This is a genomic window from Tumebacillus algifaecis, assembly GCF_002243515.1.
GTDB lineage: Bacteria > Bacillota > Bacilli > Tumebacillales > Tumebacillaceae > Tumebacillus_A > Tumebacillus_A algifaecis.
In genome coordinates, this window is sequence record NZ_CP022657.1 from 2,247,586 (window position 1) to 2,271,732 (window position 24,147).

Annotated in this window: 25 protein-coding genes; 21 read left to right on the plus strand and 4 right to left on the minus strand. The window is 53.4% G+C overall.

The genetic code is table 11. From position 1 onward, the window contains the following. Positions 1-14: 14 nt before the first annotated feature. The 5 genes from ligD to CIG75_RS09965 all read left to right on the plus strand — a co-directional run bounded on the left by ligD (position 15) and on the right by CIG75_RS09965 (position 4,902). Positions 15-944, plus strand: coding sequence for a non-homologous end-joining DNA ligase (gene ligD, locus CIG75_RS09945; RefSeq protein ID WP_094236523.1), 930 nt, complete (start codon positions 15-17; stop codon positions 942-944). Between the two features lie 86 nt (positions 945-1,030). Further along, positions 1,031-1,822, plus strand: a complete 792-nt coding sequence (gene mtnP / locus CIG75_RS09950; RefSeq protein ID WP_094236524.1) for an S-methyl-5'-thioadenosine phosphorylase — start codon at positions 1,031-1,033, stop codon at positions 1,820-1,822. Between the two features lie 24 nt (positions 1,823-1,846). After that, the gene (gene mtnA, locus CIG75_RS09955; RefSeq protein ID WP_094236525.1) at positions 1,847-2,875 is read left to right on the plus strand and encodes an S-methyl-5-thioribose-1-phosphate isomerase; all 1,029 of its coding nucleotides are present in this window, start codon (positions 1,847-1,849) and stop codon (positions 2,873-2,875) included. Between the two features lie 17 nt (positions 2,876-2,892). After that, a complete protein-coding gene (locus CIG75_RS09960; RefSeq protein WP_094236526.1) occupies positions 2,893-3,573 on the plus strand; it encodes a class II aldolase/adducin family protein in 681 nt (226 codons plus the stop codon). Between the two features lie 30 nt (positions 3,574-3,603). Beyond that, positions 3,604-4,902, plus strand: coding sequence for an amidohydrolase (locus CIG75_RS09965; protein ID WP_094236527.1), 1,299 nt, complete (start codon positions 3,604-3,606; stop codon positions 4,900-4,902). A gap of 101 nt (positions 4,903-5,003) precedes the next feature. Here the strand turns inward: CIG75_RS09965 and CIG75_RS09970 are convergent, their stop codons facing one another. Further along, on the minus strand, positions 5,004-5,204 hold the full coding sequence (locus tag CIG75_RS09970) for a hypothetical protein (RefSeq protein WP_094236528.1): 201 nt from the start codon (positions 5,202-5,204) through the stop codon (positions 5,004-5,006). Between the two features lie 107 nt (positions 5,205-5,311). Between CIG75_RS09970 and surE the strand changes: the two genes are divergently transcribed. From surE to CIG75_RS10005, 8 genes are all read left to right on the plus strand, one after another. Beyond that, the gene (gene surE, locus CIG75_RS09975) at positions 5,312-6,070 is read left to right on the plus strand and encodes a 5'/3'-nucleotidase SurE (RefSeq protein WP_094236529.1); all 759 of its coding nucleotides are present in this window, start codon (positions 5,312-5,314) and stop codon (positions 6,068-6,070) included. Positions 6,071-6,093: 23 nt separating this feature from the next. Continuing rightward, the gene (locus CIG75_RS20700; protein WP_157729489.1) at positions 6,094-6,270 is read left to right on the plus strand and encodes a DUF4264 family protein; all 177 of its coding nucleotides are present in this window, start codon (positions 6,094-6,096) and stop codon (positions 6,268-6,270) included. A gap of 40 nt (positions 6,271-6,310) precedes the next feature. Continuing rightward, on the plus strand, positions 6,311-6,871 hold the full coding sequence (locus tag CIG75_RS09980; RefSeq protein ID WP_094236530.1) for a hypothetical protein: 561 nt from the start codon (positions 6,311-6,313) through the stop codon (positions 6,869-6,871). Positions 6,872-7,029: 158 nt separating this feature from the next. Then, complete coding sequence (locus CIG75_RS09985; RefSeq protein WP_094236531.1) at positions 7,030-7,569, plus strand: hypothetical protein; 540 nt, start codon at positions 7,030-7,032, stop codon at positions 7,567-7,569. Beyond that, the gene (locus CIG75_RS09990) at positions 7,566-9,068 is read left to right on the plus strand and encodes an AAA family ATPase (RefSeq protein WP_094236532.1); all 1,503 of its coding nucleotides are present in this window, start codon (positions 7,566-7,568) and stop codon (positions 9,066-9,068) included. Before CIG75_RS09985 ends, CIG75_RS09990 begins: the two co-directional genes overlap by 4 nt. Positions 9,069-9,188: 120 nt before the next feature. After that, on the plus strand, positions 9,189-10,040 hold the full coding sequence (locus CIG75_RS09995; protein WP_094236533.1) for an SRPBCC family protein: 852 nt from the start codon (positions 9,189-9,191) through the stop codon (positions 10,038-10,040). Between the two features lie 276 nt (positions 10,041-10,316). Then, positions 10,317-11,615 carry an asparagine--tRNA ligase gene (gene asnS, locus CIG75_RS10000; protein WP_094236534.1) on the plus strand — a complete coding sequence of 433 codons (1,299 nt, stop codon included), beginning with the start codon at positions 10,317-10,319 and terminating at the stop codon, positions 11,613-11,615. 121 nt (positions 11,616-11,736) lie between these two features. Next, positions 11,737-12,513 (plus strand): DnaD domain-containing protein, encoded by a 777-nt coding sequence (locus CIG75_RS10005; RefSeq protein ID WP_094236535.1) that lies wholly within the window; start codon positions 11,737-11,739, stop codon positions 12,511-12,513. Between the two features lie 82 nt (positions 12,514-12,595). Here the strand turns inward: CIG75_RS10005 and CIG75_RS10010 are convergent, their stop codons facing one another. After that, positions 12,596-12,811 carry a hypothetical protein gene (locus tag CIG75_RS10010; protein WP_094236536.1) on the minus strand — a complete coding sequence of 72 codons (216 nt, stop codon included), beginning with the start codon at positions 12,809-12,811 and terminating at the stop codon, positions 12,596-12,598. A 411-nt stretch (positions 12,812-13,222) separates the two neighbouring features. Here CIG75_RS10010 and CIG75_RS10015 point away from each other — a divergent pair, with 411 nt between their 5' ends. Next, complete coding sequence (locus CIG75_RS10015; protein ID WP_094236537.1) at positions 13,223-14,767, plus strand: ABC-F family ATP-binding cassette domain-containing protein; 1,545 nt, start codon at positions 13,223-13,225, stop codon at positions 14,765-14,767. 416 nt (positions 14,768-15,183) lie between these two features. Then, positions 15,184-15,435 (plus strand): hypothetical protein, encoded by a 252-nt coding sequence (locus CIG75_RS10020; RefSeq protein WP_157729490.1) that lies wholly within the window; start codon positions 15,184-15,186, stop codon positions 15,433-15,435. Positions 15,436-15,736: 301 nt separating this feature from the next. On the opposite strand, the gene CIG75_RS10025 is transcribed toward CIG75_RS10020, so the two are convergent. Next, positions 15,737-16,009, minus strand: a complete 273-nt coding sequence (locus tag CIG75_RS10025; protein WP_157729491.1) for an LPD28 domain-containing protein — start codon at positions 16,007-16,009, stop codon at positions 15,737-15,739. 81 nt (positions 16,010-16,090) lie between these two features. Between CIG75_RS10025 and CIG75_RS10030 the strand changes: the two genes are divergently transcribed. From CIG75_RS10030 to CIG75_RS10040, 3 genes are all read left to right on the plus strand, one after another. Further along, entirely contained in the window at positions 16,091-16,606 is a 516-nt protein-coding gene (locus CIG75_RS10030; RefSeq protein WP_157729492.1) for an NUDIX hydrolase, read from the plus strand. A gap of 31 nt (positions 16,607-16,637) precedes the next feature. Beyond that, complete coding sequence (hflX, locus tag CIG75_RS10035) at positions 16,638-18,008, plus strand: GTPase HflX (RefSeq protein WP_094236541.1); 1,371 nt, start codon at positions 16,638-16,640, stop codon at positions 18,006-18,008. Between the two features lie 260 nt (positions 18,009-18,268). Then, entirely contained in the window at positions 18,269-19,555 is a 1,287-nt protein-coding gene (locus CIG75_RS10040) for a TolB-like translocation protein (RefSeq protein ID WP_157729493.1), read from the plus strand. Positions 19,556-19,558: 3 nt separating this feature from the next. Here CIG75_RS10040 and CIG75_RS10045 read toward each other — a convergent pair whose 3' ends face one another. Continuing rightward, positions 19,559-20,230, minus strand: coding sequence for an HAD family hydrolase (locus CIG75_RS10045; protein WP_094236543.1), 672 nt, complete (start codon positions 20,228-20,230; stop codon positions 19,559-19,561). Positions 20,231-20,412: 182 nt separating this feature from the next. On the opposite strand from CIG75_RS10045, the gene CIG75_RS10050 reads away from it, so the two are divergent. The 3 genes from CIG75_RS10050 to CIG75_RS10060 are packed head-to-tail and all read left to right on the plus strand — an operon-like array spanning position 20,413 to position 24,135. Beyond that, positions 20,413-21,291 carry an ABC transporter ATP-binding protein gene (locus tag CIG75_RS10050; protein ID WP_094236544.1) on the plus strand — a complete coding sequence of 293 codons (879 nt, stop codon included), beginning with the start codon at positions 20,413-20,415 and terminating at the stop codon, positions 21,289-21,291. Next, positions 21,284-23,461 carry an ABC transporter permease gene (locus tag CIG75_RS10055; RefSeq protein WP_094236545.1) on the plus strand — a complete coding sequence of 726 codons (2,178 nt, stop codon included), beginning with the start codon at positions 21,284-21,286 and terminating at the stop codon, positions 23,459-23,461. The genes CIG75_RS10050 and CIG75_RS10055 overlap by 8 nt, the downstream gene beginning before the upstream one ends. After that, positions 23,458-24,135: a hypothetical protein gene (locus CIG75_RS10060; RefSeq protein WP_094236546.1), complete on the plus strand. Its 678-nt coding sequence runs from the start codon at positions 23,458-23,460 to the stop codon at positions 24,133-24,135. Before CIG75_RS10055 ends, CIG75_RS10060 begins: the two co-directional genes overlap by 4 nt. Positions 24,136-24,147: the final 12 nt, after the last annotated feature.

Below are 24,147 nucleotides of genomic sequence, written 5' to 3' on the forward strand. Positions count from 1 at the left end.
GCGGAGGGTTTCCGATGAAGACGAATGTGCTGATGGCCGAATACCCGGTGACGGTCAGCAATCTGGACAAGGTGCTATGGCCGGAGCAGGGGATTACGAAAGCGGAATACATCCACTACATGATCGTGATGAGCAGGGTCATGTTGCGGCATTATGAAAATCGTTTATTGACCGTCATTCGCTACCCACACGGCATTCATGAGAAATCGTTTTATCAAAAAAACGTCCCAAGCGGCGCACCAGATTGGATTCAAACCTATCCAGTCTGGTCGGATGACTCGCAGCGGGAAATTGCGTACATGCTCGCGAACAACACGTCGAGCTTGATCTGGCTCGCCAATCAGGCGGCGATGGAACTGCATCTGTCCTACTCGTTGATCGACAAGTTAGAAGAGCCGACCAACATCGCGTTCGATCTCGACCCGACCGTGAAAATAGCAGATCGCCACAGTTTTCGCAAAGCGTGCCAAGTGGCGCTCCTGTTAAAAGAAGTCCTCGACGATCTCGGGTTGCAAAGCTATCCGAAAACGTCAGGTGCGACCGGGTTGCAAGTGTTTGTGCCGATCGCGAAAGGGTACACTTTTGCTGATACGAGACAGATCACACACTTCCTCGGCAACTATTTGGTACAAAAAGCGCCCGACCTCGTCACGATCGAGCGTCTGACCAAAGACCGCGGCGACAAAGTCTATTTTGACTATCTTCAGCATCATCAGAGCAAAACGCTCTCGGGGCCCTATACGCCGCGCGCTGTGCCATCGGGGGCGGTGTCCGCTCCGCTGGCTTGGGAGGAGATCAAAGAGGGAGTGGAGCCGCACATGTTCACGCTGCGCACGATGCCGAAACGGATCGAGATGTATGGCGATCTGTTTGAACCGATGAGCCGACCTGGTGTTGACATCAAAGAGATCATTCATTTTATTAAGAACCACCCGAAAGGATAATCGATTCCTCCCTTGACGAAGTGGAAAGCCCTCTGATTAAATGGAACTGAATGACTTTTGGAAATGCTAGGAGGCACAGAAAATAAATGCATGCTGAATACGCCATCATCGGCGGGACGGGCGTCTATGATCCCGCGATGCTACAAGACGCAGAACGACATACGATCGAGACTCCCTATGGAACGGCAGAAGTGACGCTCGGCACGTACGCAGGCAAGCGCGTCGCGTTTATGCCGCGCCACGGATACAAACACAGCGTAGCACCGCATAAGATCAACTACCGTGCCAACATCCGCGCGTTAAAGCAGCTTGGTGTACATACGGTGCTGGCGACCGCGGCGGTCGGCTCTTTGAAAAAAGAACTGGCGCCGGGCGATCTTGTCCTCGTCAACGATTTTCTTGACATGACGAAGAGCCGTCCGCATACGTTCTATGAAGGCGCGCCAGAGGGCGTCGTGCACATCGACATGACCGACGCTTACTGCAGTCGCACGCGTGGTCATCTCGCCAAGGTTGCGGCTAGCCAAAACATCAAAGTGGTGGACGGCGGCGTCTATGTGACCACCGAAGGGCCGCGTTTTGAGACTCCGGCCGAAATTCGTCTGTACGCCGCTTGGGGCGGCGACGTGGTCGGCATGACTTCGGTGCCGGAAGTCATCTTGGCCAAGGAAGCAGAGATGTGCTATGCGACCGTGGCGATGGTCACCAACTATTGCACGGGTATCTCTGCCCATCCGTTGACCCATCAGGAAGTGGTTGACACGATGAAAGAGAACGTACAGAAGATTCGCGAGCTATTTTTCCACGCGATCGAATGCGACCATGGCGAGCGCACGTGTGCCTGCCCGCACGCTCTGGCCGAACTCGGCTCGCTCTAAGAAGAAACTGGAGGAGGAGACAAGATGCAACCTTTGCGCTTTACGGGCCGAACGCTTGACGTTCTGGATCAAACTTTGCTCCCAGAGCAAGAAGTATGGGAGACTTGTGATACATATGAACTGGTCGCTGAAGCGATCGAAAAAATGAAGGTGCGCGGCGCCCCGGCGATCGGCGCGACGGCCGCTTATGGCATCGCGATCGGGGCACAGCAGGGCCTCGAACTCTCGAAAGGAGAGTTTCTCTCGTACCTCGAAGGCGTCTGCGAGCGGCTCGCCAAAACGCGCCCGACTGCTGTCAATCTGTTCTGGGCGATCAAGCGCATGCGCGGTCTGATTCAAACGAACGCAGACCTCGATGTGGCAGATCTCACGAAGCTGATCATCGCCGAGGCGAACTTGATCGCAGAAGAGGATGTGCGCCTGAATAAGCAGATGGGTCAGCATGGCCTGCCGTACATTCCGGAAAATGCGCGCATACTGACACACTGCAACACCGGTTCTTTGGCGACTGTCGATTACGGGACGGCGCTTGGCGTGATTCGGGCTGCGCATGATGCGGGTAGAAATGTCACCGTGTATGCGGATGAGACTCGTCCCTATTTGCAAGGGGCGCGTCTGACCGCTTTTGAACTGCATCGCGACAACATTCCGGTCACCGTCGTCACCGACTCGATGGCTGGCTACCTGATGCAGCAAGGGATGGTCGATCTTGTCATCGTCGGCGCAGACCGCATCACCGCCAACGGCGACGCGGCAAACAAGATCGGCACCTATTCACTGGCAGTTCTGGCTAAGCATCACGGGATTCCATTCTATGTAGCAGCACCGATGTCCACGGTGGACTACGAGTTGGAGACGGGTGCTAGCATTGAGATCGAGCAACGTTCGGCCGATGAGGTGGTGTTTATCGGTGGCAAGCGCATGGCTCCGGAAGGCGTTTCGGCACTGCATCCAGCTTTTGATGTGACGCCGCACGAGCTGATCACCGCGATCATCACCGATCGAGGTGCAGTCGAGAGCCCTGACGAGGAACGTATGGCCAAGCTGAAGTAAGGAAGGGGCGAGTTTGTATGTCGCAGCACACATTGGAACAGTATCGCGAACTCGTAGATCGTACGAAAGGCGAAGTCCTCCGCGCTTCGCTGAACATGTACCGCTCAGGTCTGGTCGCTGCGGTTTGGGGCAACGTCTCCGCACGCGTGCCGGGCACCGATCTGGTGGTGATCACACCAAGCGGTGTGGATTACGAGATGTTGGTCGAAGAGATGCTCTGCGTGATCGATCTAAATACAGAAGAAGTGGTGGAGGGGAGCTACAAGCCCTCATCGGAGCGGCTGTTGCATCTGACCGTCTACCGCGCGCGCGAAGACGTATTTGGCGTCATGCATACGCACAGCAACTATGCGAGTGCGTTTTCGGTCGCACACAAAGACATCCCACCGGTGGTCGAAGATCTGGCCCAAGTGGTTGGCGGGCCTGTGACCTGCTCGAAGTACGCACTGCCTGGCACCCCGGATCTGGGGAGAAATGTCGTCAAGGCGCTTGGCAAGAAAGGCGCCGTGTTGCTGGCAAATCACGGGGTCGTGGGAGTCGGGCACACGGTCGATGAAGCGTTCCGCACCTGTTTGATCGTGGAAAAAGGCGCACAGATTCATGCTGTCGCGAAGCTGATCGGCAATCCGGTCTTGTTGTCGCTCGAGGATGTCGAGCATCTGCGGCATGAGTACCGACACAGCTACGGACAAAAATAATCAGGGCATAAGAGAGGAGTAAGACAGCATATGGGACGCACTCTGATTCATGGCGCAGTCATCGTGACGGCGCTGGAAGACGCTTCGATTCCGAACGGTTATCTGATCATCGAAGGCAACCGTCTTGCAGAAGTTGGCAGCGGTGAATACACAGGAACGACGGAAGGTTTTGACCGCGTGATCGACGCGAAAGGGAAATTGGCGATGCCAGGTTTGATCAACACGCACGGCCATGCGGCGATGACGCTGTTGCGCGGCTATGCGGACGACCTCCCGCTGCAGACATGGCTGGAAGATCGCTGCTGGCCGATCGAAGCGAAGATGACCGACGAAGACATCTATTGGGGCACGCAATTGGCGATCCTTGAGATGTTGAAAGGTGGCACGACAACGTTTACCGACATGTACTTTTCGATGGATCGAGTGGCTGAGGCGGCAAAAGAGTCGGGCATCCGCGCTTGTCTGTCTCGCGGTATCATCGGATTCCCTCCGGATGGCGAGAAAAAGCTGGCTGAGGCGATCTCCTTTAGCAAAGAGTATCATGGCCAAGCGAACAACCGCATCACCGTCACGTTCGGACCGCACGCGCCATATACTTGTCCGCCCGATTTCATGAAAAAAGTGGTCTCGGCATCTGAGGAATTGAACCTGCCGATTCAAATTCATCTGTCCGAAACGGCGCGTGAAGTTGCGGAGTGTGTCGAACAGCACGGCGTTTCGCCGATCAAACTGATGGAAGAACTCGGCGTCTTCAACCGCCCGACTTTGGCAGCGCACTGTGTTCACCTCTCGGACGAAGACATCGAGATCATGGCAAAATACGATGTGCGCGTCGCGCACAACCCAGACTCCAACCTGAAACTCGGCTCGGGTATCGCTCCTGTGCTGAAGATGTTGGAGAAAGGGCTCACGGTCGGACTTGGCACCGACGGAGCTGCTTCCAACAACAACCTCGACATGTTTGAAGAGATGCGCATGGCAGCGATGCTGCACAAAGGCGTCAACCAAGACGCGATCGCAGTCAGCGCGTTCAAAGCGTTAGAAATGGCAACCACTGATGGTGCACGCGCCCTGTTCCTCGAAGAGTCGCTGGGCACGTTGCAAGCGGGAGCGCTGGCCGACGTACTGCTTCTCGACATCGAGCAACCGCACTTCTACCCGCGCCACAACATGATCGCCCATCTCGTCTACTCTGCAGGTTCTCGCGACGTCACACACGTCTTCGTTGATGGTGAACTCGTCGTGGAAGACCGCAAAGTCCTGACGATGGACGAGCAACAAATTTATGCTGAAGTCCAACGCGTCTGCGAAAGACTGTACGCCGAGTGATTGAAAAAGGGACAGCTTGATCGAAGCTGATCCCTTTTCATTTTCCTGCATGTATAGTCACTTTTTGTATCGGGTAACGTACTGTTGTAAGAGGTGCAGTTTCACCGCATTTTTTCGCTCCGCAAGCGAAGTTGGCTGTTGCGCATCTGACAGAGGCTGTCAGGGATCGTCAGGTTGCACAGGTTCGGGGTGGCCCAAAGTTCCATGTGCAAGAGTTCGGTCAGACCGAGCTCTTGCGCCATCTGTTCGGCGAAACGCTTGACTTCCTCGGTGGAAACCGTACTACAGGTGGAAGATGTCATCCGGTTCACCCCCTTGGTGTTGTAGCCATAGTATCTCCGCTTACAAAGGCACTATGTTGAATGGTTTTTACCATTCGGGTACAATGGGCGGAAAGGAGCGTGGTATCATGCGTATTTTGATCTCCAATGATGATGGTTGGCAAGCAGAAGGCATCCGCGTGCTCGCCGAACGATTGAAGAAAGTGGGCAAAGTGGTCGTCGTTGCCCCAGACCGCCAGCGCAGTGCAGCAGGTCACGGCATCACCTTACATAGGCCTTTGTTCGTTCAATATCATAAACTCTGTGAAGGCGTTGATGCGTACGCCGTCTCCGGCACTCCGGCCGATTGTGTGAAGATCGGCGTCAACGAAATTATGAAGGATGCTCCGCCAGATATTGTGGTATCAGGGATCAACGAAGGGAGCAACCTAGGCAGTGACGTCATCTATTCGGGCACCGTTTCTGCCGCGATCGAAGGCGCGATTCAAGGCATCCCCGCGATTGCCGTCTCGCAATGCGGTCACAGCCATTTTGACTACACGGGGGCTGCCGACTTCACCGCCAAACTGATCGGCCAGGTGCTTCAGCACGGCCTGACCAAAGATACGGTGATCAATGTCAACTATCCGGCGGTCAAACCGGACGCGGTCAAAGGTGTCAAGGTCGCCACACTTGGCGAGCGCCGCTATCATAACGATTTTCAAAAGCATTACAGCCCGCGCGGAGAAGCGTATTATTGGCTCGGAGGAGACCTCAAAGACTTGGACGTTCATCCCGACTCGGACATTCAAGCGGTCAAAGACGACTACATCGCCGTATCGCCTGTGCATTTTGACTTCACACATTTTGGCTTGATGAACGAGTTGAAAAAATGGACGCTTGACTAGCCGACGAAAGAGGAGGAAACTAAATGGAAGAAACCAAGCTCGTCACACTTGGCATGGCGGAATTTGACAATCCGAGCGATCTTTACTATGTGGTCGATTTCCTCAATCACACACTGAAAGAACGTGGCTTCGTGTTTGGCTTGAGCAAGGGTGAAGAAGGTCTCCTCAATATTTCCGTGTACGAGGAATATGATCAATAGAGCAGATTGATCAATTACAGAGAAAGTGAGTACCGTGTGGATGAAGAAGTACATTTGGCTTTCCATTTTCATCCTGACGGCTCTGATCGGGGGAGCCGTTTTTGCTGTGCGAGAGGTTACCTACTCGCAATATGCGGGAGCAGAAACGTCGGTACAGACCGCGCTAGATACGACCGTTCTACAAAAGGTAGTCGACGTCGAACCGTATACGGGCGGTATGAACGGCTTTTTCATCAGCGGCAAGGATGAACTCGACCGCGCGGTGTACATCTGGACACAAGATGGCAAAGTTGTCGCCCAAGCGTACGCCAGCCAAGGGTTGACCGAGGAAAAAGCGGTCGCCGCTGCGGAAAAGCCGGTTTGGTCTGCACAACTGGTTCGCAAAGAATTGGCCGAGCAACCATTAAAATCGGTCGTTGAAGTGATTCACATCGCACCAGGACCTATTTTGCCGAAATCAACAACGGAATATCGCCTTGCACCGAGTCGTTTTGTCTGGGAGTTGTACGGCAAATTTGACAATGGCGAAACAGGCTATACCTATTTGGATTTCAAAAGTGGAGAAGTGCTTTGGCAGATCGATTTGCCAGAGCCCAAATAGACACCTCTTCCTCAAGGAAGGGGTGTTTTTTCCTGTAGAATCCTAAACCGGTCGGTCAGGAACGTGTGCTATAATGGCAAAGTTGAGTTCTATCGTTATGTAAACTAGTCGCAAACAAGACAAGATCAATAATAGATTGTGGAAGAGGAGGGATGACCATGTCTCGAATTCGGCTCATTCCGATTCTGGCCATCACTTGTGTCACGCTGTCGCTTTTGTTCGGCGGATGGGAACTGTACCGTAATTTTGGACTGGTACGCCCACTCGAAGATCAGCTGATGGCAGCCGGCACCGTTGAGCAGGTGGAATCGGTTGTTAACGGTCAACATCGCGAGATCAAAGTCACCATGAAACAGGTGTCCGATTTACAAACGGCCTACGAAGTCGTCGAAAAGGTCGTGCAAGAAGCACTCGGCCCGTCTGTGACGATCGACCTCGTCGATCGCCGTCAGGATCAGTTGCAACAGACCTATCAAAACTTGCAGCCGACGTTGTATGCGGGGATCGCCAAAGGAGAATTTCCGGAGATGATCAAAAGCATGAGCGCACAAGCGAAACTAGAGGGCATCGAATCAAAGATTTCGATGAATGAGAACCATATTTTTATTGAGTTGAACCAGGACGGTAAGTACCTGTATGAAGTTGTTCCGTACCAAAAACTTACAGCGTTCACACTGAAGGGGGTGTCGTCGCAATGAAGCGCTACCTCAAAGAATTGATCATTGGGGTTGGGATTGCGACGATCACCTTTGTCGCTTTCAACTTCCAACAGTTCACCGTACCATTTTTGCTGCTGTTTGGCATTTTGTTGACGTTTGCGTTTGTGATCGACAGAAACCGCAGTGCGACGGCAGCGCTGTCCCATGAGGTGGCCAAGTCGCACCGCATCGAATTTGATGAGATCGGCGGTCAGGATATGGCGAAGCGCGAATTGACCGAAGCGCTCGATTTTCTGCGTCATCGTGAAAAGATCAAGCAACTGGGTATCAATCCTCTGAAAGGTATCATCTTGACCGGGCCTCCGGGAACGGGCAAAACGCTGTTGGCGAAAGCGGCCGCCACGTACACCGATTCGGTGTTTGTGTCAGCATCTGGTTCGGAATTTGTGGAGATGTACGTCGGTGTCGGGGCCTCTCGCGTGCGTCAGATGTTCCAAAAAGCGCGTGCGCAGGCGAAAAAAGAGGGCAAAGACTCGGCGATCATCTTTATCGACGAGATCGATGTCATCGGCGGCAAGCGTGGCGGCAACCAGTCGCATCAAGAGTATGACCAGACGCTCAACCAACTGCTGACCGAGATGGACGGCATGCAGACCACCTCTTCGCCGCTCGTACTGGTGATCGCAGCGACCAACCGTCTGGACATGCTCGACCCAGCGTTGATTCGTCCAGGCCGTTTCGACCGTCAGATCAAAGTCGATCTGCCAGATAAGAACGGTCGTTTGCATATCCTGCAGATTCAGACGAAAAAACGCCCGCTGGCCGATTCGGTCGATCTGGAAAAAGTCGCGGCGGAAGCGTACGGTTTCTCCGGCGCGCAGTTGGAGAGTTTGTGCAATGAAGCGGCGATCATGGCGATGCGTGAAAACAAAGAGCAGATCGAACAGCTGCACTTCCGCGACTCGGTAGACAAAGTTCTGCTCGGGGAGCGCACCGGCAAGCGTCCGCGTCAAGAAGAACTGGAGCGCGTGGCGGTGCATGAATTGGGCCACGCGATTGTAAGCGAGTCGGTGCGCAAGCGCTCCGTTTCGCATATCACGATTGCCCCGCGCGGCAACGCGCTCGGATTTGTCCGTCAAGTGCCGGAATCGGACGGCTACCTCTACACCTACGATCAACTGGTCGATCAGATCAAAATCGCGCTGGGCGGCACGGTGGCCGAAGAACTGATCTACGGCAACCGTTCTACCGGAGCGCAGGGCGACATTCAGCAAGCGACCAACATGGCGCGCACCATCGTCGCCTGTGGTCTCTCTTCGCTTGGGATCGTCGATATTGATAACCTGCAGCGAAATGTGCTCGATGAAGAGATTCGCCGCATTTTTGCCGACCTTTACGATGCGACCAGCGAATTGCTATCCGTCTACAAAGATGGCATTGCAACACTGTCGGTCAACCTCGTTCGAGATGAGAACATGTCTGGCGATCAGTTCCGCGCGTGGATGGCTGTGAACGAGAAGCAACCACTCGCAGTCTGACAAAGGGCATTACACACAGAGATCCGCCGCTCCACGTAGGAGCGGCGGATTTTGTTTTCCACTGCCTTTGTTCTATAATGGGTGCAAATAGAACTGGACAGAAGGGCGGTGCAGTGCCTGATGAACAATCGCTATGAATGCGGAACGCGAGTCATCGAGCGATGTCTGGTGCTGGGAGCGACGACAAATGAAGTGTATATGATGCTCTCCCAGCCGACGGAGATCACGCGCTGGTTGTCCCATCGGGCTGCACAGGACGGCGAAGTGCTGAAACTGACGTGGGAGTATCCGCATCAGCAGGTGGAGCGAAACTGTTTGCTTGTCGAAGCGACCCCAGGCTCCTCGTTTGCGTTCCGTTGGGAGAGCGAGTTCCAAGGGCACGATACGGTGGTGCACATATCGCTTTCGGCAGAGCTGGGCGGTACTCGTCTGCTGCTGACCGAGACGGGATTTGGCGATGGGCCGGAGTGGGACCGTGCGACCGCTTTACATAGCGCACGCTGGGACGAGGCGCTCGACACGTTGGCGCACGTGACGGGACGGGGGAAGACGCGGTCGATCCTCAAGGAGACGGTCGTGCCTTTCTCAGCTCAGCGTGTCTATCATGCGTTCACCGACCGCAGTCAGTTGATGACCTGGCTGGCCCGCGAAGCGTTTCTTGATCCGCGTCAAGGCGGGTCTTATTGGCTACGCGATGAGTTTCCGACCGATGGCACTGGCTATGTGCAGGAACTGGTGCCAGGCAAGTGCATTCGCCTATCGTGGCGCTGGTATCTGACCGATCTTCCCCCGACCGAAGTTACGATCGACTTGCAAGAACGCAGGGGTGAGACCTGCGTGCAGTTGGAGCACCGAGCATTTGGCAATGGGCCGGAGTGGGATCAAGAATATCACGAGCATGAAGAAGGCTGGAACAATTTGCTGGGCTTTTTGTGGAACCATTTGTATAGCGATGAACCTTCAAAAGTGTAGTGGAGCGAATGATGCGGAGCACATACTTGTTGCGAACCTCTTCGATTGTCATCCCCCCCATGCCGCTGAACGTCTCTCTGACGTGCGGTCGATTCAGCCAATCATGGAGCAACGGTAGGTCGATCTCCCGCAATTTATGAAAACTGATCAATTCCTCATCCTTTCCTACTTAAAGTATATCTGGAAACTGGTTTTTTCGGGGAAAGTGAACTATAATGTTCACTAACTACAAACGTTATTGATTTCCTGTTTTCGTAACCGTTGGAGGGATAGCAAGTGACAGTAAAAGCAAGAATTGAACGTATTGGCGAATTTGTCGATCAAGAAGTAGTATTGGAAGGCTGGCTCTGGAACAAACGTTCCTCCGGCAAGATCGCTTTCTTGAACTTCCGCGATGGCAGTGGGTTTATCCAGTGCGTAGTGGTCAAACAAGACGTGCCCGAAGAGCTGTTCGATCTGGCGAAAGGTTTGTCGCAAGAATCTTCCATCCGCGTCACTGGCATCGTGCGCAAGGAAGAGCGCTCGCAGATCGGCTACGAGCTCACCGTAACGAACATTGAAGTCGTCTCCCGCACGGAAGACTACCCGATCACTCCGAAAGAGCACGGCGTTGACTTCCTGCTCGACCACCGTCATCTGTGGATTCGTTCGCCGCGCCAACGCGCCATTTTGAAAATCCGCGCCGAAGTGATCAAAGGCATGCGTGCGTTCTTTGACGAAAACGGCTTTACGCAAGTCGATCCGCCGATCTTGACCCCGTCTTCGGCAGAAGGCACGACCAACATGTTCGAAACCGAATATGTGAACGGCGAAAATGCGTACTTGTCGCAATCGGGCCAGCTCTATATGGAAGCGGCTGCGATGGCGCTGGGCCGCGTCTATTCCTTCGGTCCGACGTTCCGCGCGGAGAAATCGAAGACTCGCAAGCACATGAACGAGTTTTGGATGATCGAGCCGGAGATGGCTTATGTCGAACACAAAGAAAATTTGCAGATCCAAGAGGCGCTGGTCAAATATACGATCAAGCATATCCTCGATCACTGCCCGACCGAGTTAAAAGTGCTGGAACGTGATACAGCACCGCTGGAGCGCGTGGTCGCTGAGAAATTCCCGATCATCACCTATGCGGAAGCGGTCAAGATCCTTCAGGAAAAAGGACACGATTTCCCATACGGCGAAGATTTTGGCGCACCGCATGAAACGGAGCTGACCAACCACTTCGATCTGCCTGTATTCGTCGAAAAGTGGCCGGCCAACATCAAAGCGTTTTACATGCAGCCCGACCCGGAGAACCCGGATGTCATTCTTGGTGCAGACCTGCTGGCACCGGAAGGCTACGGCGAGATCGTCGGCGGTTCGGAACGCATTCATGATTATGAACTGATGAAAGAGCGCTTCGCACAAGAGAATTTCGATGACTCCTACAACTGGTACCTCGAACTGCGTCAGTATGGTTCTGTGCCGCACTCCGGCTTTGGGATCGGACTTGAGCGCACGATCGCGTGGATTTGCGGGATCGATCACATCCGTGAAACGATCATGATCCCACGCACCTTGTATCGTCTCTATCCGTAAATTGCATCGAGCAAAGGACAAGTAGAATATGCTTGTCCTTTTTTGCATTTACGTACCTCTGTTCGCCTACAACATGTGATATACTAGGGGTCGCTACTAGTGAAGAGGGGGAGAGAAACGGATGCAGAGACAGTCCCACGACAACGCATTCACCGTTCTCATGTCATCCGGATTTGTCGCCATTCCGGGGATTTTATTGCGTGACTATAAGCGGTTAGGACTCTCTGATGAAGAGATGATGTTGGTCCTGCACTTGATGCAATTTCATCAAGAGGGGGTCGGTTTTCCGACACCGCGCGAACTGAGCGAGCGAATGACCGTGCATCCAGATGTGCTGTCAGGCATGTTGCAGCAACTGGTGCATCGCGGTCTGCTCGATATTGATGAGCACGGCTTGGGGCACGATACGTTCAACTTGCGGCCGCTCTATGCCAAGCTTGCCCAATTGCTCGAACCAAAACCGGTGAAGAAGAACGTTTCAAGCTACGAGATGTTGGAGAAGCGGGAACAGCGGCAGAACCTCTATGCGTTGTTCGAACAAGAGTTTGGCCGTCCGATCTCGCCGATCGAATATGAGCGGATCTCCAGTTGGATCGACGACGATCAGTATCGTGAAGAAATGATCCGCGAGGCGCTAAAAGAGGCCGTGTTGGCCGGGAAGTTCAACTTCCGCTATATCGATCGGATACTTTTTGAGTGGGGGAAGAACAACATTCGCTCACTGCAAGACCTCACTGTACACCGCGAACAGTTCCGTAACCGCATCCCGACCCGCGGTCAGAACAACAAAACTGGGAACCATAAAAATGGAAACGCAGCCAAGCCTGCCGCCGCGTCAGACGAAGACTCTGGCAATAAATACGATATGTTTTACAAAGTGTATGGCGGAAACGGATAAGCACTCGCAGATACGTGAAATCAGACAAGGTAGACAGATGTACGAAAAGACGCAAGGCCCCGCGGCCTTGCGTCTTTTGACGCTAATGTTGTTGCTTCACCACTTGAACTTCCTCGTGTGACGTCTGTCCTTTGTTACTTCGAATCACCGCGATCGCTTGCCGGAGCAAGAAGCGGCTGCCGCGGTAAGCGAAGCGGGTAGCCTTGACGACAGGACGGAAGATGCGAAAAGATTGGACGAATGCGTAGCGTCTTTTTGGTAGCGGTTTGCGCAAGTCTTCCAAGAGAACGAGCGACATTTCTCGAGACCTCCTGACCTCTTTGATGTTTTAACCCTACGCAGGGGGCCGCTTGACCTATGCTTTTTTCGAAAGAAACGCAACATTGGGCGAACAAGAGGCTTGCGCTGTGTGTAAAATGGTGGTAAATTATGTACAATCAATCGTAAAGGGGTGAAAGGGATCCTATGTTGAAGTCCGTTGTTTTGCAACAGGTGTTGTCGTAAAGACGGGAGAAGTCTGCCCATTTTTAGACAACTGCCAAGTTGCAAGAACAGCGAGACGGAGCACGGACCCTTTGTATCGGCGAGCCCTGATTTGCCATACACACGGGTAGAGCGTGTTTTGCTCTACCCGTTTTTCTATTTCTCACTCGTCGTGTCTTGCGCTTGGCGTTTGGTTACGGAATCACCAAGCGAAGGAGTGGCTTAAATGAGTATTGTACAGGTGGAACGATTGACACATGGATTTGGCGAGAAGACGGTCTTGCGAGACGTTCAATTTCGGCTGTTGCAAGGTGAACATGTCGGTTTGGTCGGGCCGAACGGTGCGGGAAAATCGACCTTGCTGAAAATTTTGATCGGGCAGACGATCCCTGACGCAGGGCAGATCGAGTGGTTGCCACAGCTCAAGCCAGGCTTTTTGGAGCAACATGCTGAACTGCAATCGGGCACGACGATGCGTGATTTTTTACGCGAGGCGTTTGCCAACTTGTATGTTGCCGAACGCGACATGCTCCAAGCGGCTGAGGAGATGGGGACGGCGAACGAGAAGCAATTGGATGCTCTGCTCAAGCGCTTCGGGCAGTTGCAAGAATTTTTGGAAGCACAAGAATTTTACGCAGTCGATGCAAAAATAGAGGCGGTGGCGGGCGGTCTTGGACTGACCGCGCTAGGATTGGACAGCGACGTCGGTGCACTGAGCGGCGGTCAGCGAACGAAGCTGTTGCTTGCCAAACTGCTGTTGCAAAAGCCGGAAGTGCTCTTGCTCGATGAGCCTACCAACTATCTTGATACTGCGCACATCGAATGGCTGACCGATCATTTGCAGAGCTATCCGCATGCGTTTGTGTTGATCTCCCACGACAAGCATTTTTTGAGTCGTGTCGTCAACGTGGTCTACCATTTGGAGCACCAGACGCTGACCCGCTTTCCAGGCAGCTATCAGCAATATGTGGCCGCTTTCGAACAGCGCAAACATCAGACCGACCAAGCGTATGTTCGCCAGCAACAAGAGATTGAAAAGCTGGAAGCGTACGTGCAGAAAAACAAAGCGCGGGTCTCGACCTCTAAGCAGGCCAAAAGTCGTGAGAAACGCCTGCAAAAGATGGAGCGCATCGAGAAACCATTGCCCGTGCCGCGCCCGCGATTTTCTTTCGCGGTCAAGGTCGAGCCGGTCAGCAAAGTGCTGATCGCGCAAGGACTGAGCGTAGGTTTTGACAAAGCGCTTTTTGCACCGATCGATCTGCTCATCAAACGCGGGGAAAAAGTTGCTCTGGTCGGTTACAACGGCATTGGGAAGACGACAACGTTGCGCACCTTGCTGGGCAGACTTCCGGCGCTAGGTGGCTCGTTGAAGCTCGGAGACCGGGTCAAACCTGCCTATTTTGAGCAGGAAGTCGAGTCGAAAGCGGTGCACACCGCACTCGAAGATGTCTGGCATGCGCATCCCAAGCTGACACAAAAAGAAGTTCGCACAGCGCTGGCCCGCTGTGGCCTGCGTGCCGATCACATCGGCCAGTCGATGCGTTCGCTGAGCGGTGGGGAACAAAGCAAGGTGCGCCTGTGCCACCTGATGCTCGCCGACAGCAATCTGCTCGTACTCGATGAGCCGACCAACCATCTTGATCAGGCAGCCAAGGAAGCGTTGCAAGAAGCATTGCGCAACTATGCGGGCACCGTGTTACTCGTTACACACGAACCAGAATTTTATCAGGGCTGGGTGGATCACGTCTGGGACGTAGAACGTTGGCAGTAAGAGCATCCACACAACTGCGGCCTCGACATCAAGTGACAGATCGAGCCGCTTCTTGTAGATTTGCGCGAATTATCTCATTTCCTTGGGAATGAAAATGAGCAACTAGAGCATGAGTGACGGAAGGGAGCAAACGAGGGAAGAATAGCAAACGAGTGGGGGGGCATGCGAGTGTGGATTGAAACTGGTTGGCAGATCGTATGCGGTCGCGGTAATCGCTTGCTATCGTCGTGTGCTGGGATGATTAAGATCGCATGATCGAAGGGCGATCGATCTGTTAATCTGCAGTGAATATAGGTCGAAAGGGAACGCAGATCGAATCGATAGGCGAGTTTCTGGTTGTGTTGGCCGAATCGATGAACAGGGGAGTCACCATGTGATTATCCGTGCTTCAGCTTGATGGCAGGGCACGTATCAACTTGAAAGATTTCATTGCTGTGGAAATATTCTGTATCAGTGAACATTCGATTATGGAAGCGGCAACACAGGATCAAGAGGAATACATCGGCTGGGGCCGATGCCTTAACGGGATAAGATTGCCGATTTCCTTGAGCGGGACTCAACTATTGGGCCTTGGACGAGGAAGCGGCGCACACATCATGCAGCAATTGCAGCAAGTGGAGCCAATCATCGAAGTATTGTCCAAGTTAAGCGAATTGGACGAGAAATGAAGACCAACATTGTGTCACAGAGACGGAATGAGGGAGTCCCATTTTCGGCGTGTTGTCTCAGATAAGCGAAGCAATACGGACAAGGTGAAGTCAAATCCCGTGTCGATGCGACGAAGTCAGAGCGCCCCATCATAACCGTTTTCTCCTATTCAAGCGAAGCAAAACTGCCGAGAAATGAAGACCAACATCGCTTCCATACGTCAGCAAGTTGTGATGACACGCAAGAAAATAGGTCTGACCTTTCGGATTCACGTGCGGAAAAGCAAAAACCACCAAGAGCGAGTGCTCCGGTGGTTTTTGCTTATTGCAGCAGGCCAAATTTTTCGGCCAGTTTCAATCCCAGTTCTTCGGTCAGCGAGTGAAAATCGCCTTGGTTCAATTCGAAAGGCTCTTCGGTGACCATCGTACCCCAAAAGCCAGCTTCCTCGACGCTTTCTTCAATCAGGTAAGGCAGATGAGGGTGCTCCTCATCGTGTCGCATCTCGTAGTAGAACTTATCTGCGTCGCGGTCTTCCTCAGCAATGCGCTCGGTGGTGATGCCAACTTTTTGGCCTTTAAATTTCAAATATTTCACAAGCAGTCTTCCTTTCCTTGGAATGCAGTTGATTTTTTCATTATACTAGATGATAGTACCGGATCAAAGGAGGCGTTGGAGATGGAGGCGTGTTGGCACCGTCATTTGGGGGTCTATGGCATCTGCTACGATGAAGAGAGAGAGGCGTTGCTCGTTGTGGAAAAAGCGGGCGGCCCTTACCGTGGACGCTACGATTTGCCCGGTGGTTCGGTCGATCCCGGCGAAGGGATGCTGGAAGCGTTGCAGCGTGAATTTTTAGAAGAGACAGGCATGCCAGTGACCGTTCAGCAAAATTTGGGTGCTTATGATTTTGTTGTACCCCACCTTTTAAAGGATACGACCCATCTGTACCACATCGCCGTCTTTTATGAGGCGACGCTTGCGGAAGAGGAGGCGTCGGTCGGCTCGATCGAACAGGTGCTGCAAAAGGGCGGTGCACTCGAACTGAACGATTCGTTCGGGTTGGAGTGGGTGCATCTTGGCGAACTAGAAGAGGCGAACACCTCGCCGCTGGTCCGAAAAGCGCTGGAATGGATCGAGTCTGGACGAATGAGTTCAGAGACGGTGGTGTATGAAAGCTGGACGGTGTTACAATAACAGCTAAGATCAGATAAAAAGGAATGGTCACATGCATGAAATTCAGGAACAAATCGATCGCGTCGAGCGAGCGGTGCTCGTTGGACTACGTTTGAATCAACAGGATGAAATGGTTTGGACGATGGCGTTTCAAGAATTGCACGGCTTAGTGGAAACGGCGGGTGCGGAAGTGGTGTCCGAAGTGGTGCAAAACCGCGGGTTGCCCGATTCGGCAACCTATATCGGAAGCGGAAAGCTCGCCGAACTTCGCGCCGTGGTGGAAGAATTGGAAGCGGATCTCGTCGTCTTTGACTCAGAACTGTCGCCCAAACATGTGCGCAACCTACAAGACGCGCTGCCTTGCCGAGTGCTCGACCGCACCCAGATCATTTTAGATATCTTCGCTTTGCGCGCCAAAACGCGGGAAGGCAAACTGCAGGTCGAACTTGCGCAGCTCAACTACCTGCTGCCGCGCCTGACCGGACGAGGTGCCTCCATGTCGCGGCTTGGCGGCGGGGTCGGTACCCGCGGGCCAGGTGAGACCAAGTTGGAGACAGATCGACGCTATATCCATCGCCGTCTGGTCGAACTGAGCCGTCAGTTGGATGAAGTGCGCAAACACCGCGACCTGCACCGTCAGCGCCGCAAAAAGCAGGAAGTCCCGGTGATCGCATTTGTAGGCTATACCAACGCCGGCAAATCGACGTTGATGCGCAAGATCGTCGAGCGCTACGGGACTGGCAGCAAAGATGTCGCCGAAGGGCGCAACCGACTGTTCGATACGCTAGACACGACAACGCGGCAAGTGCAGTTGCCCGATGGCAAGACGGCGATCTTCTCAGATACGGTCGGTTTTATCCAGAAACTGCCACACTCGCTGGTCAAGGCGTTCCGCTCGACGCTCGAAGAAACTGCGGAGGCCGATCTGATCGTTCATGTCGTCGATGCATCCCATCCAAATTATGACGTGCAGATGAACACGGTCTATCAAGTGCTTGGACAGCTTGACGTGCTAAACCGTCCGGTGCTGACCGCGTTTAATAAAATTGACCTTGTGCCGGGCACTTGGATTGGCAATGATCCGAACTCGACGGAGACGATTCGCTTGTCTGCGCTGAAAGGTGACGGGGTGCTGGATATGATGGAGAAGATCGACGACTTGGTCGGAGTGCGCCATCTGATCGTCAAGGCGGAGGTGCCGTATCGGGAGAGCGCTTTGGTGGCGAAAATTCACCGTGAAGGGCGACTCTTTATGGAAGAGCATCGCGAGACGGGCACTTATCTGCATGCTGAGGTCCCGCAGCATTTGGCAGAGGAACTGCGGGCCTACTTCGTCGAGGAAGCGCAGACAGCACAGCCGGTCCGCGCGGTGAAGACGAAAGATCAAATGATTTTCGATATGACAGATTCGACGCTGCAGTAAGCGCAGGAGAGGAGAACCAATCGCGTGTAAAGGATTGGTTCTTTCTTTAAATCGAAACTACATTATTCGTCTATAAATTTTATTAGGTAAGTTGTTGACTTTATCGAAAAGTCTGCTTATACTGTAAGTACAAGAGAGAGTAAACATTGAGAGCAGCGAGGAAAAGGCACCCGATTGGGTGCCTTTTCCAATTTTGTGCATGTGGATTCAGCAGTGGGAAATAGTACGGAGGATACCATGTAATGTCAGGAGGGCTTCGCATGCAACGTTATTGGAAGCGCATCAGACTGGTCTTCTTCTGTATGATCCTGTTGATCTACTCGACTCCACTACCTGCCGCCGCTTGGCAGGGCGATTGGCTCGAACTCGCTTTCATCCGCAACGGAAAGCTGTGGGTCAAACAAGGGGGACAGGAGCGTCCGATCACCGCAGATGGTATCGCGTCTTGGCCAAGTTGGTCACCAGACGGGAAGTGGATCGCCTATCTCAGGCGGGAGAGCGTGCAAGCAGACCTGGCGCAGCTGTGGCTTTATGATACGACGAAGGGTCGGACGTATCAGGTGCAAGATGCTGTGCAGGATGTGAATTGGTCGCCCACGCAAAACCTGTTGGCCTATCGGATCGATTCAATTTTGACGGTCACCGATTTGCGAGATGGCCATCCGCGACGTGCACAGGAGGTCGTCCCTGGGGTCGGCGAATATTCGTGGTTGCCTGACGGAAGTGGATTTTTGGTCTCAGCGGCAGGCAGTTTGGGGCCGATGGGATGGTCGCCGAGCGAACTGTACAAGGTGATCGCTTCCCCCGATGAAGCGACGAAACAGGTGCACAAATTCTACACGTTGCCGACCACGTTTCGCTTTCAGGGTCAGCAGTTTTTGGCGGTCGGGACAAGCCGTTTTAAATGGTCGGCAGATGGCAAGTGGATCAGCTTTCTTGCGACGCAGACCGCGTCCTTGTCGGCCGACGAGAACGTATTATGCCTGCTGTCCAGCGATGGCAAAACGTTTGTTCCGACGGCGGAGATGCTCGCCTATGACCGGTGGTTCAAGTGGTCGCCCCAAGATGCCACGCTTGGCGTGATTGCAGGCATTGGACGGTTTTCACTGGTAGGAAAGCGACTGCAACTGTTTGGACCGCCTTTTGGACACGGGAGGACGCTGACGCCGAACAAACAGGCGGACCGCTCGTTTGACTGGCTTGATGCGCAGACCTTGCTCGTCTCCAGAAGTGCTGAGCCCGCTTCTGATCACGAGCCGTTGGCAAACGTCATGCCCAAAATTTTTCAGGTGCACGGAAAGGACGGGACTGCTCAAGCGATCAGTTCGCCACAAGCGGGGGCAGGTGATTTCGACCCGCAAGTGTTAAGCGGTGGACAGGCGATCACTTGGGTGCGTTGGGATCGAAGACGAGCGGATATTTGGGTGGCCGACCGTGACGGATCACATGCCAAACGTTGGGTCGAAGGCATCGGGGAAGGGCAGTTGTCTGTTGAGCATTGGCATTGGGACAGCGTGATAAGTTGGAAAAAACAGCATGACCGCTAAGGGTCATGCTGTTTTGAGTTGTTGGAGTTGGGTGATCAAGTCTTGTAGTGGCAGTTCGGCCATCGAATCGAGCCGGATGTCGAAGCCTTCAAAGGCGAGGTGCTTGGTGATCGTGTTGGGGAAGATTACGCAGTGCATGCCAGCCGCTTTTGCTGCGCGCAGGCCATTGTAGGAATCTTCGAAGGCGAGTGCGTGTGCGGGATCGATCCCAAGTGCTGTCAGTGCCGAGAGATAGAGCTCAGGATCAGGCTTTACGCGTCTGACATCATTCGATGTGCGGATCACCTCAAAGTGTTGACGCAGGTCAAGGCGTTCAAGGAATGTAAGCACCCATTCGCGGCTGGAACTGGAAGCGAGTCCGATCTTGATGCCGAGTTGTTTGGCTTGGCGTAGATAGTCCTCCACGCCCGGGCGCAAGACGACCTCTTGCATCAGTTGGGAATGGAGATCGGCTGTCTTTTGCCGAAGCTGTGGTTGGTCGAGGGAGCGCCCGATGCAGGTTTCCAAATGGAGGTAGGGATCGAACTGTTCGAGGCTGGTTCCGACACATTGCAAATAGGTTTCTAGTGGCAGATGGGCGCCATGCTCCTGATAAACGGCGAGCATCGCCTCATACCACGGTGTTTCCGTATCGATGATCAATCCGTCAAAGTCAAAGACGACCGCTTGGATCATAGGAAGGCCCCCTTTTCAAAGTTAAATACAACAATAATCGAGGCGATCTGTCAGGTCAACCCAATTGCTACTTTTTTTGCGACCCTTTTCGTCCATTTTGAAACCTTTTCCGGCCGTGTCTCGTGTAAGGTGTGTGATCACGTACTACAAATGGATCGAGCATGTTCGGAGAGGGGAACTTCATGCATACGGTAGAAATCGCGGGCTTGCGCAAAGTGTACGGCAAGTTTCACGCGCTAAAAGGGATTGATTTGAAGCTGGAACCTGGTCTGTTCGGGCTGCTTGGCCCAAACGGGGCGGGGAAGACGACGTTGATGCAAATCGTCTGTACGCTTTTGGATTTTGATGCGGGTCAGGTGTTGGTTCACGGTTTGGATCTGCGAAAGGAAGGGCATCTGATTCGGGGTCTGCTCGGTTATCTGCCGCAGCATTTCAATCTGCCGACGCAGTTTACCGGAAAGGAATTTCTGCATTACGCAGCTTCGATGAAAGGCTTGTCCGACCGTCGGGAGCGTCAGCAACAAGTCGAGCGGGTGCTTCAGGAAGTCAACCTACAAGACGAAGCGAACAAAAGGGTCAAAGGTTATTCGGGCGGCATGAAGCGCCGCCTTGGCATCGCACAGGCGTTGCTCGGTGACCCCAAGTTGATCATCGTGGATGAACCAACTGCCGGACTCGACCCAGCGGAGCGGATTCGCTTTCGGAATCTGATCGCGAGGCTGAGTGCGGAGCGGACGATCTTGCTCTCCACGCACATCGTCAGCGACATCGAAGCGAGCTGCGATCAGGCGGCTGTCCTGTTGCGAGGGGAGCTGAAATTTCAAGGCTCCCTGCAAGAATTGGCCGCCAAGGCGGAGGGTCTGGTCTATGAGGCGATCGTACCTGCAAATCGCTATGAGGAGATCGAAAAAGAGCATACGATCATCGCCTCGCGCAAGGAACACAGCGATTTAATCCTGCGCATTTTAGCTGGTGCACCTCCACTGCAAGGTGCAGAGTTGGTCAAGCCTGTGGTGGAAGATGGGTACATGTCGATCCTGAGGGGGATGGAACATGTTTAAACTGCGCCAGGTGTTGCGCTATGAAGGGCTTTTGCTGCTCCGTAGCAAGACGATGATGGGGTTTTTGATTCTTTTTGCACTGTTTTGGTTGGGAGCGGTCGGATTTTATGAAGTGACCGATCTGCCGAATACGCGGGCCGGGTTTTTCTATGAGCTGTTGTTTCGGTGGTATGTGCTGTGGGTGATGTTGCTGGTAGCAGGTCTGGTCGGAACGTATCTCGCTCAAAAGGACCACTCGAGCCGATTTGAGCAGTTGTTGCTAGTCTGGAAAGTGAAAAACAGCGAATGGTTGATCGGCAAATGGTTGGTTGTTCAAGCATATGGCGCTGTGCTCACCTTGATGACGCTGATCATTTTCGGGGGATGGCTGGCGACAGGGAACTATGACCTGAAGGGCTGGCTACAGCACATGGCGTTTGTGTTTTTGAATGTGGGAGGCGCGGTGTTCTTCTTTTCGACGCTTTGTTTTTGGCTCGGAAAGACGATCAAAAACCGGCTGGTCTATCTGCTGATTCCTGTGCTTTGGGTGGCAATGTCCTGGATTCAAATCGAGGTGGCCGGGCACTCTTCTTTGAATCCGCGACTGCGGCTGTTGGCTCCTTATTTCACCGAATATTATTTTTCCCCATTTGGAGATGTGTTCGAATTATCAGGGAATCAATCGCTTGTGTGGCTGCACCAGTCGGCAGTTCTGCTGTTCGGTGTGGCGCTTATGTTGCTCATGTTGCTGTTGTACCGCAAGCATCGGCAGGAGGGGGCGGAGCGGCGGTATGGCAGATTGGGGCTGGTGATTGCGATCGTGCCCGCTCTGCTGCTTACCGCATGGCGATTGCAGATGTATGAAGGGAAGCTGGAGCAACACGTTCAGTTTGCCCAAGCGCGGATGGTGCTGCCAGAGAACAACGAAAATTTTTATGAGCAGACCCCAAGGCGCTTGGACACACAGTTCTCGATGGATCGCACCGATCTGCAAGTCACATTGCTGGGGGGCAATCGCATTACGGTCAACGCGGTGCTGACAGCGACCTATCATGGGACACAGCCAACGCGGCAACTTGATCTGGCGCTGTTTGGCGATCTGAAGGTGCAAGAAGTACGAGCGAAGAACGATGCTGCGATCGTCTGGGAACAGGTGGGAGATTCGATCAATGTCACGCTTTCGGAGTCGGTCGCGTCGGAAGAATCGATCGAACTCGCCATGCGCTATGAAGGCAGCGTGTTGCAAACCGATTGGGATGCGTTTGCATCGACCTCCTTTGCAGAGGAGGGGCGTGTGTTCCTGCGTAAAGGAAGCGGCTGGTATCCGCTGATCGGGAAGCGAGAATTTTGGAAAGCGCGTGAGCACAATAATCGCTATCTGAATTTTGAGTTACGGGAAGTGACTTTTGAGGAGCCGAGTCCGACCGAGTTTACCGTGCAGATCGAGCAGGCGGAGGAACTGGATGCGGTGCTGGCCATGTCGATTGCACAGACGGGGGCCAACACGTTTGCCGGACGAGCGACCGACTTGGCACTTGTCGGCGGACATCTGACCGCAAAGACGGTCGAAGGAGTTCGCGTATATGCGCATCCTGACGTGATCGCCTATGCAACTGCAGAAGTTCAAGCAAAACTGCAAGGGTGGAACTATATGGAACGCCTCCTTGGTGTACAGCAGGCACCGCAAGCGGTGTTCGTCATCGGAGCCTCTGCGATTCAGCCTACCTCCGTACAAGATTCTCTGCTGCAGTATTGGAGCGTGTATACGTTAGGCAGAAAGGCAGACATGTATTACTATAAGACCGACTATCTGGTCCAGTTGCCTTTGGATCCCGCGTTTTTCACCTCGGATGGACAGTATGCCTATCATCTCGATCTGTTAGTAAATGCGATAAAATGGGCGGTACGAAAAGAGTTCCAAGATACGCATGACCATAACCGTTTTGTCGAGTTTTATACCCAGACCTATTTTTGGGATTCACAGCACCATCTGCAACCAGAAGAAGAAGCGCTTCGGAAGCAGGCGGAACGTTGGATCGAGACGATCGGACGGTATGACGAGCAAGGGCCGCGTGAGTATGAAGCATTGATACGCTTTTTATATAAGCAGTACAAGTTGGCGCAAACACCGGAGGATTTCGATATGGCAAAAGCGTTGACGCTCTATGAGCAAGGAGGAGCCGCCCAGTGAACGGGTTGCTGACTCGATACGCATTGCTGTTGCGCTTGTGGATTCGCTCTTGGTTCGCATATGGCATCCTGGTGCTGGTCCTGCTTGCGGCAAATGTCGTTTCGCTTTATATAGGGAGCGTCTCCGATACCGTTTCGTTGCTCTATGAGACGGTTGGCGTGTTGCTTTTGATCTTCTTTTTGACGTGGCCGTTGATGATCGATTTTGATTCGTCGTACGTGGAACTGATTTTTACTTACCCGATGCGGCGCTTGGCATTTTTGATCGAGCGGTTGTTGTTCGGCTGGCTGTTCTTTTCTGGTATCATGGTCGTGCTGTCCATGTGGTTTGCGCATGCTCTGTCCGAACAGGTCTTTAAGGCGCTCCTGTTCACGATGCCGCTCTACCTGATCTGCACAGCCGTTGTCGGGCTGGGAACGGTGTTGATGCGCCACTCACTGGGCGGACTGCTGGCGGGCCTTTGCTTTTGGATGCTGTTCGCGGTGATCAAAGGACTGATGGGGGCGTACTCTGGCGTGATCTTACATTTTAATTCGGTGAGCTATTTTGCCTTCCACTGGAAATTGCACGACGCGGATGATGTCTGGATTATACACAATCGATTGGTTTTTGCGGGACTTGCTGTGCTGTTGAGCGCCGTGATGATGTGGCGATTTGCGCGCAAGCAACGATAGGAGAGGAGGGGG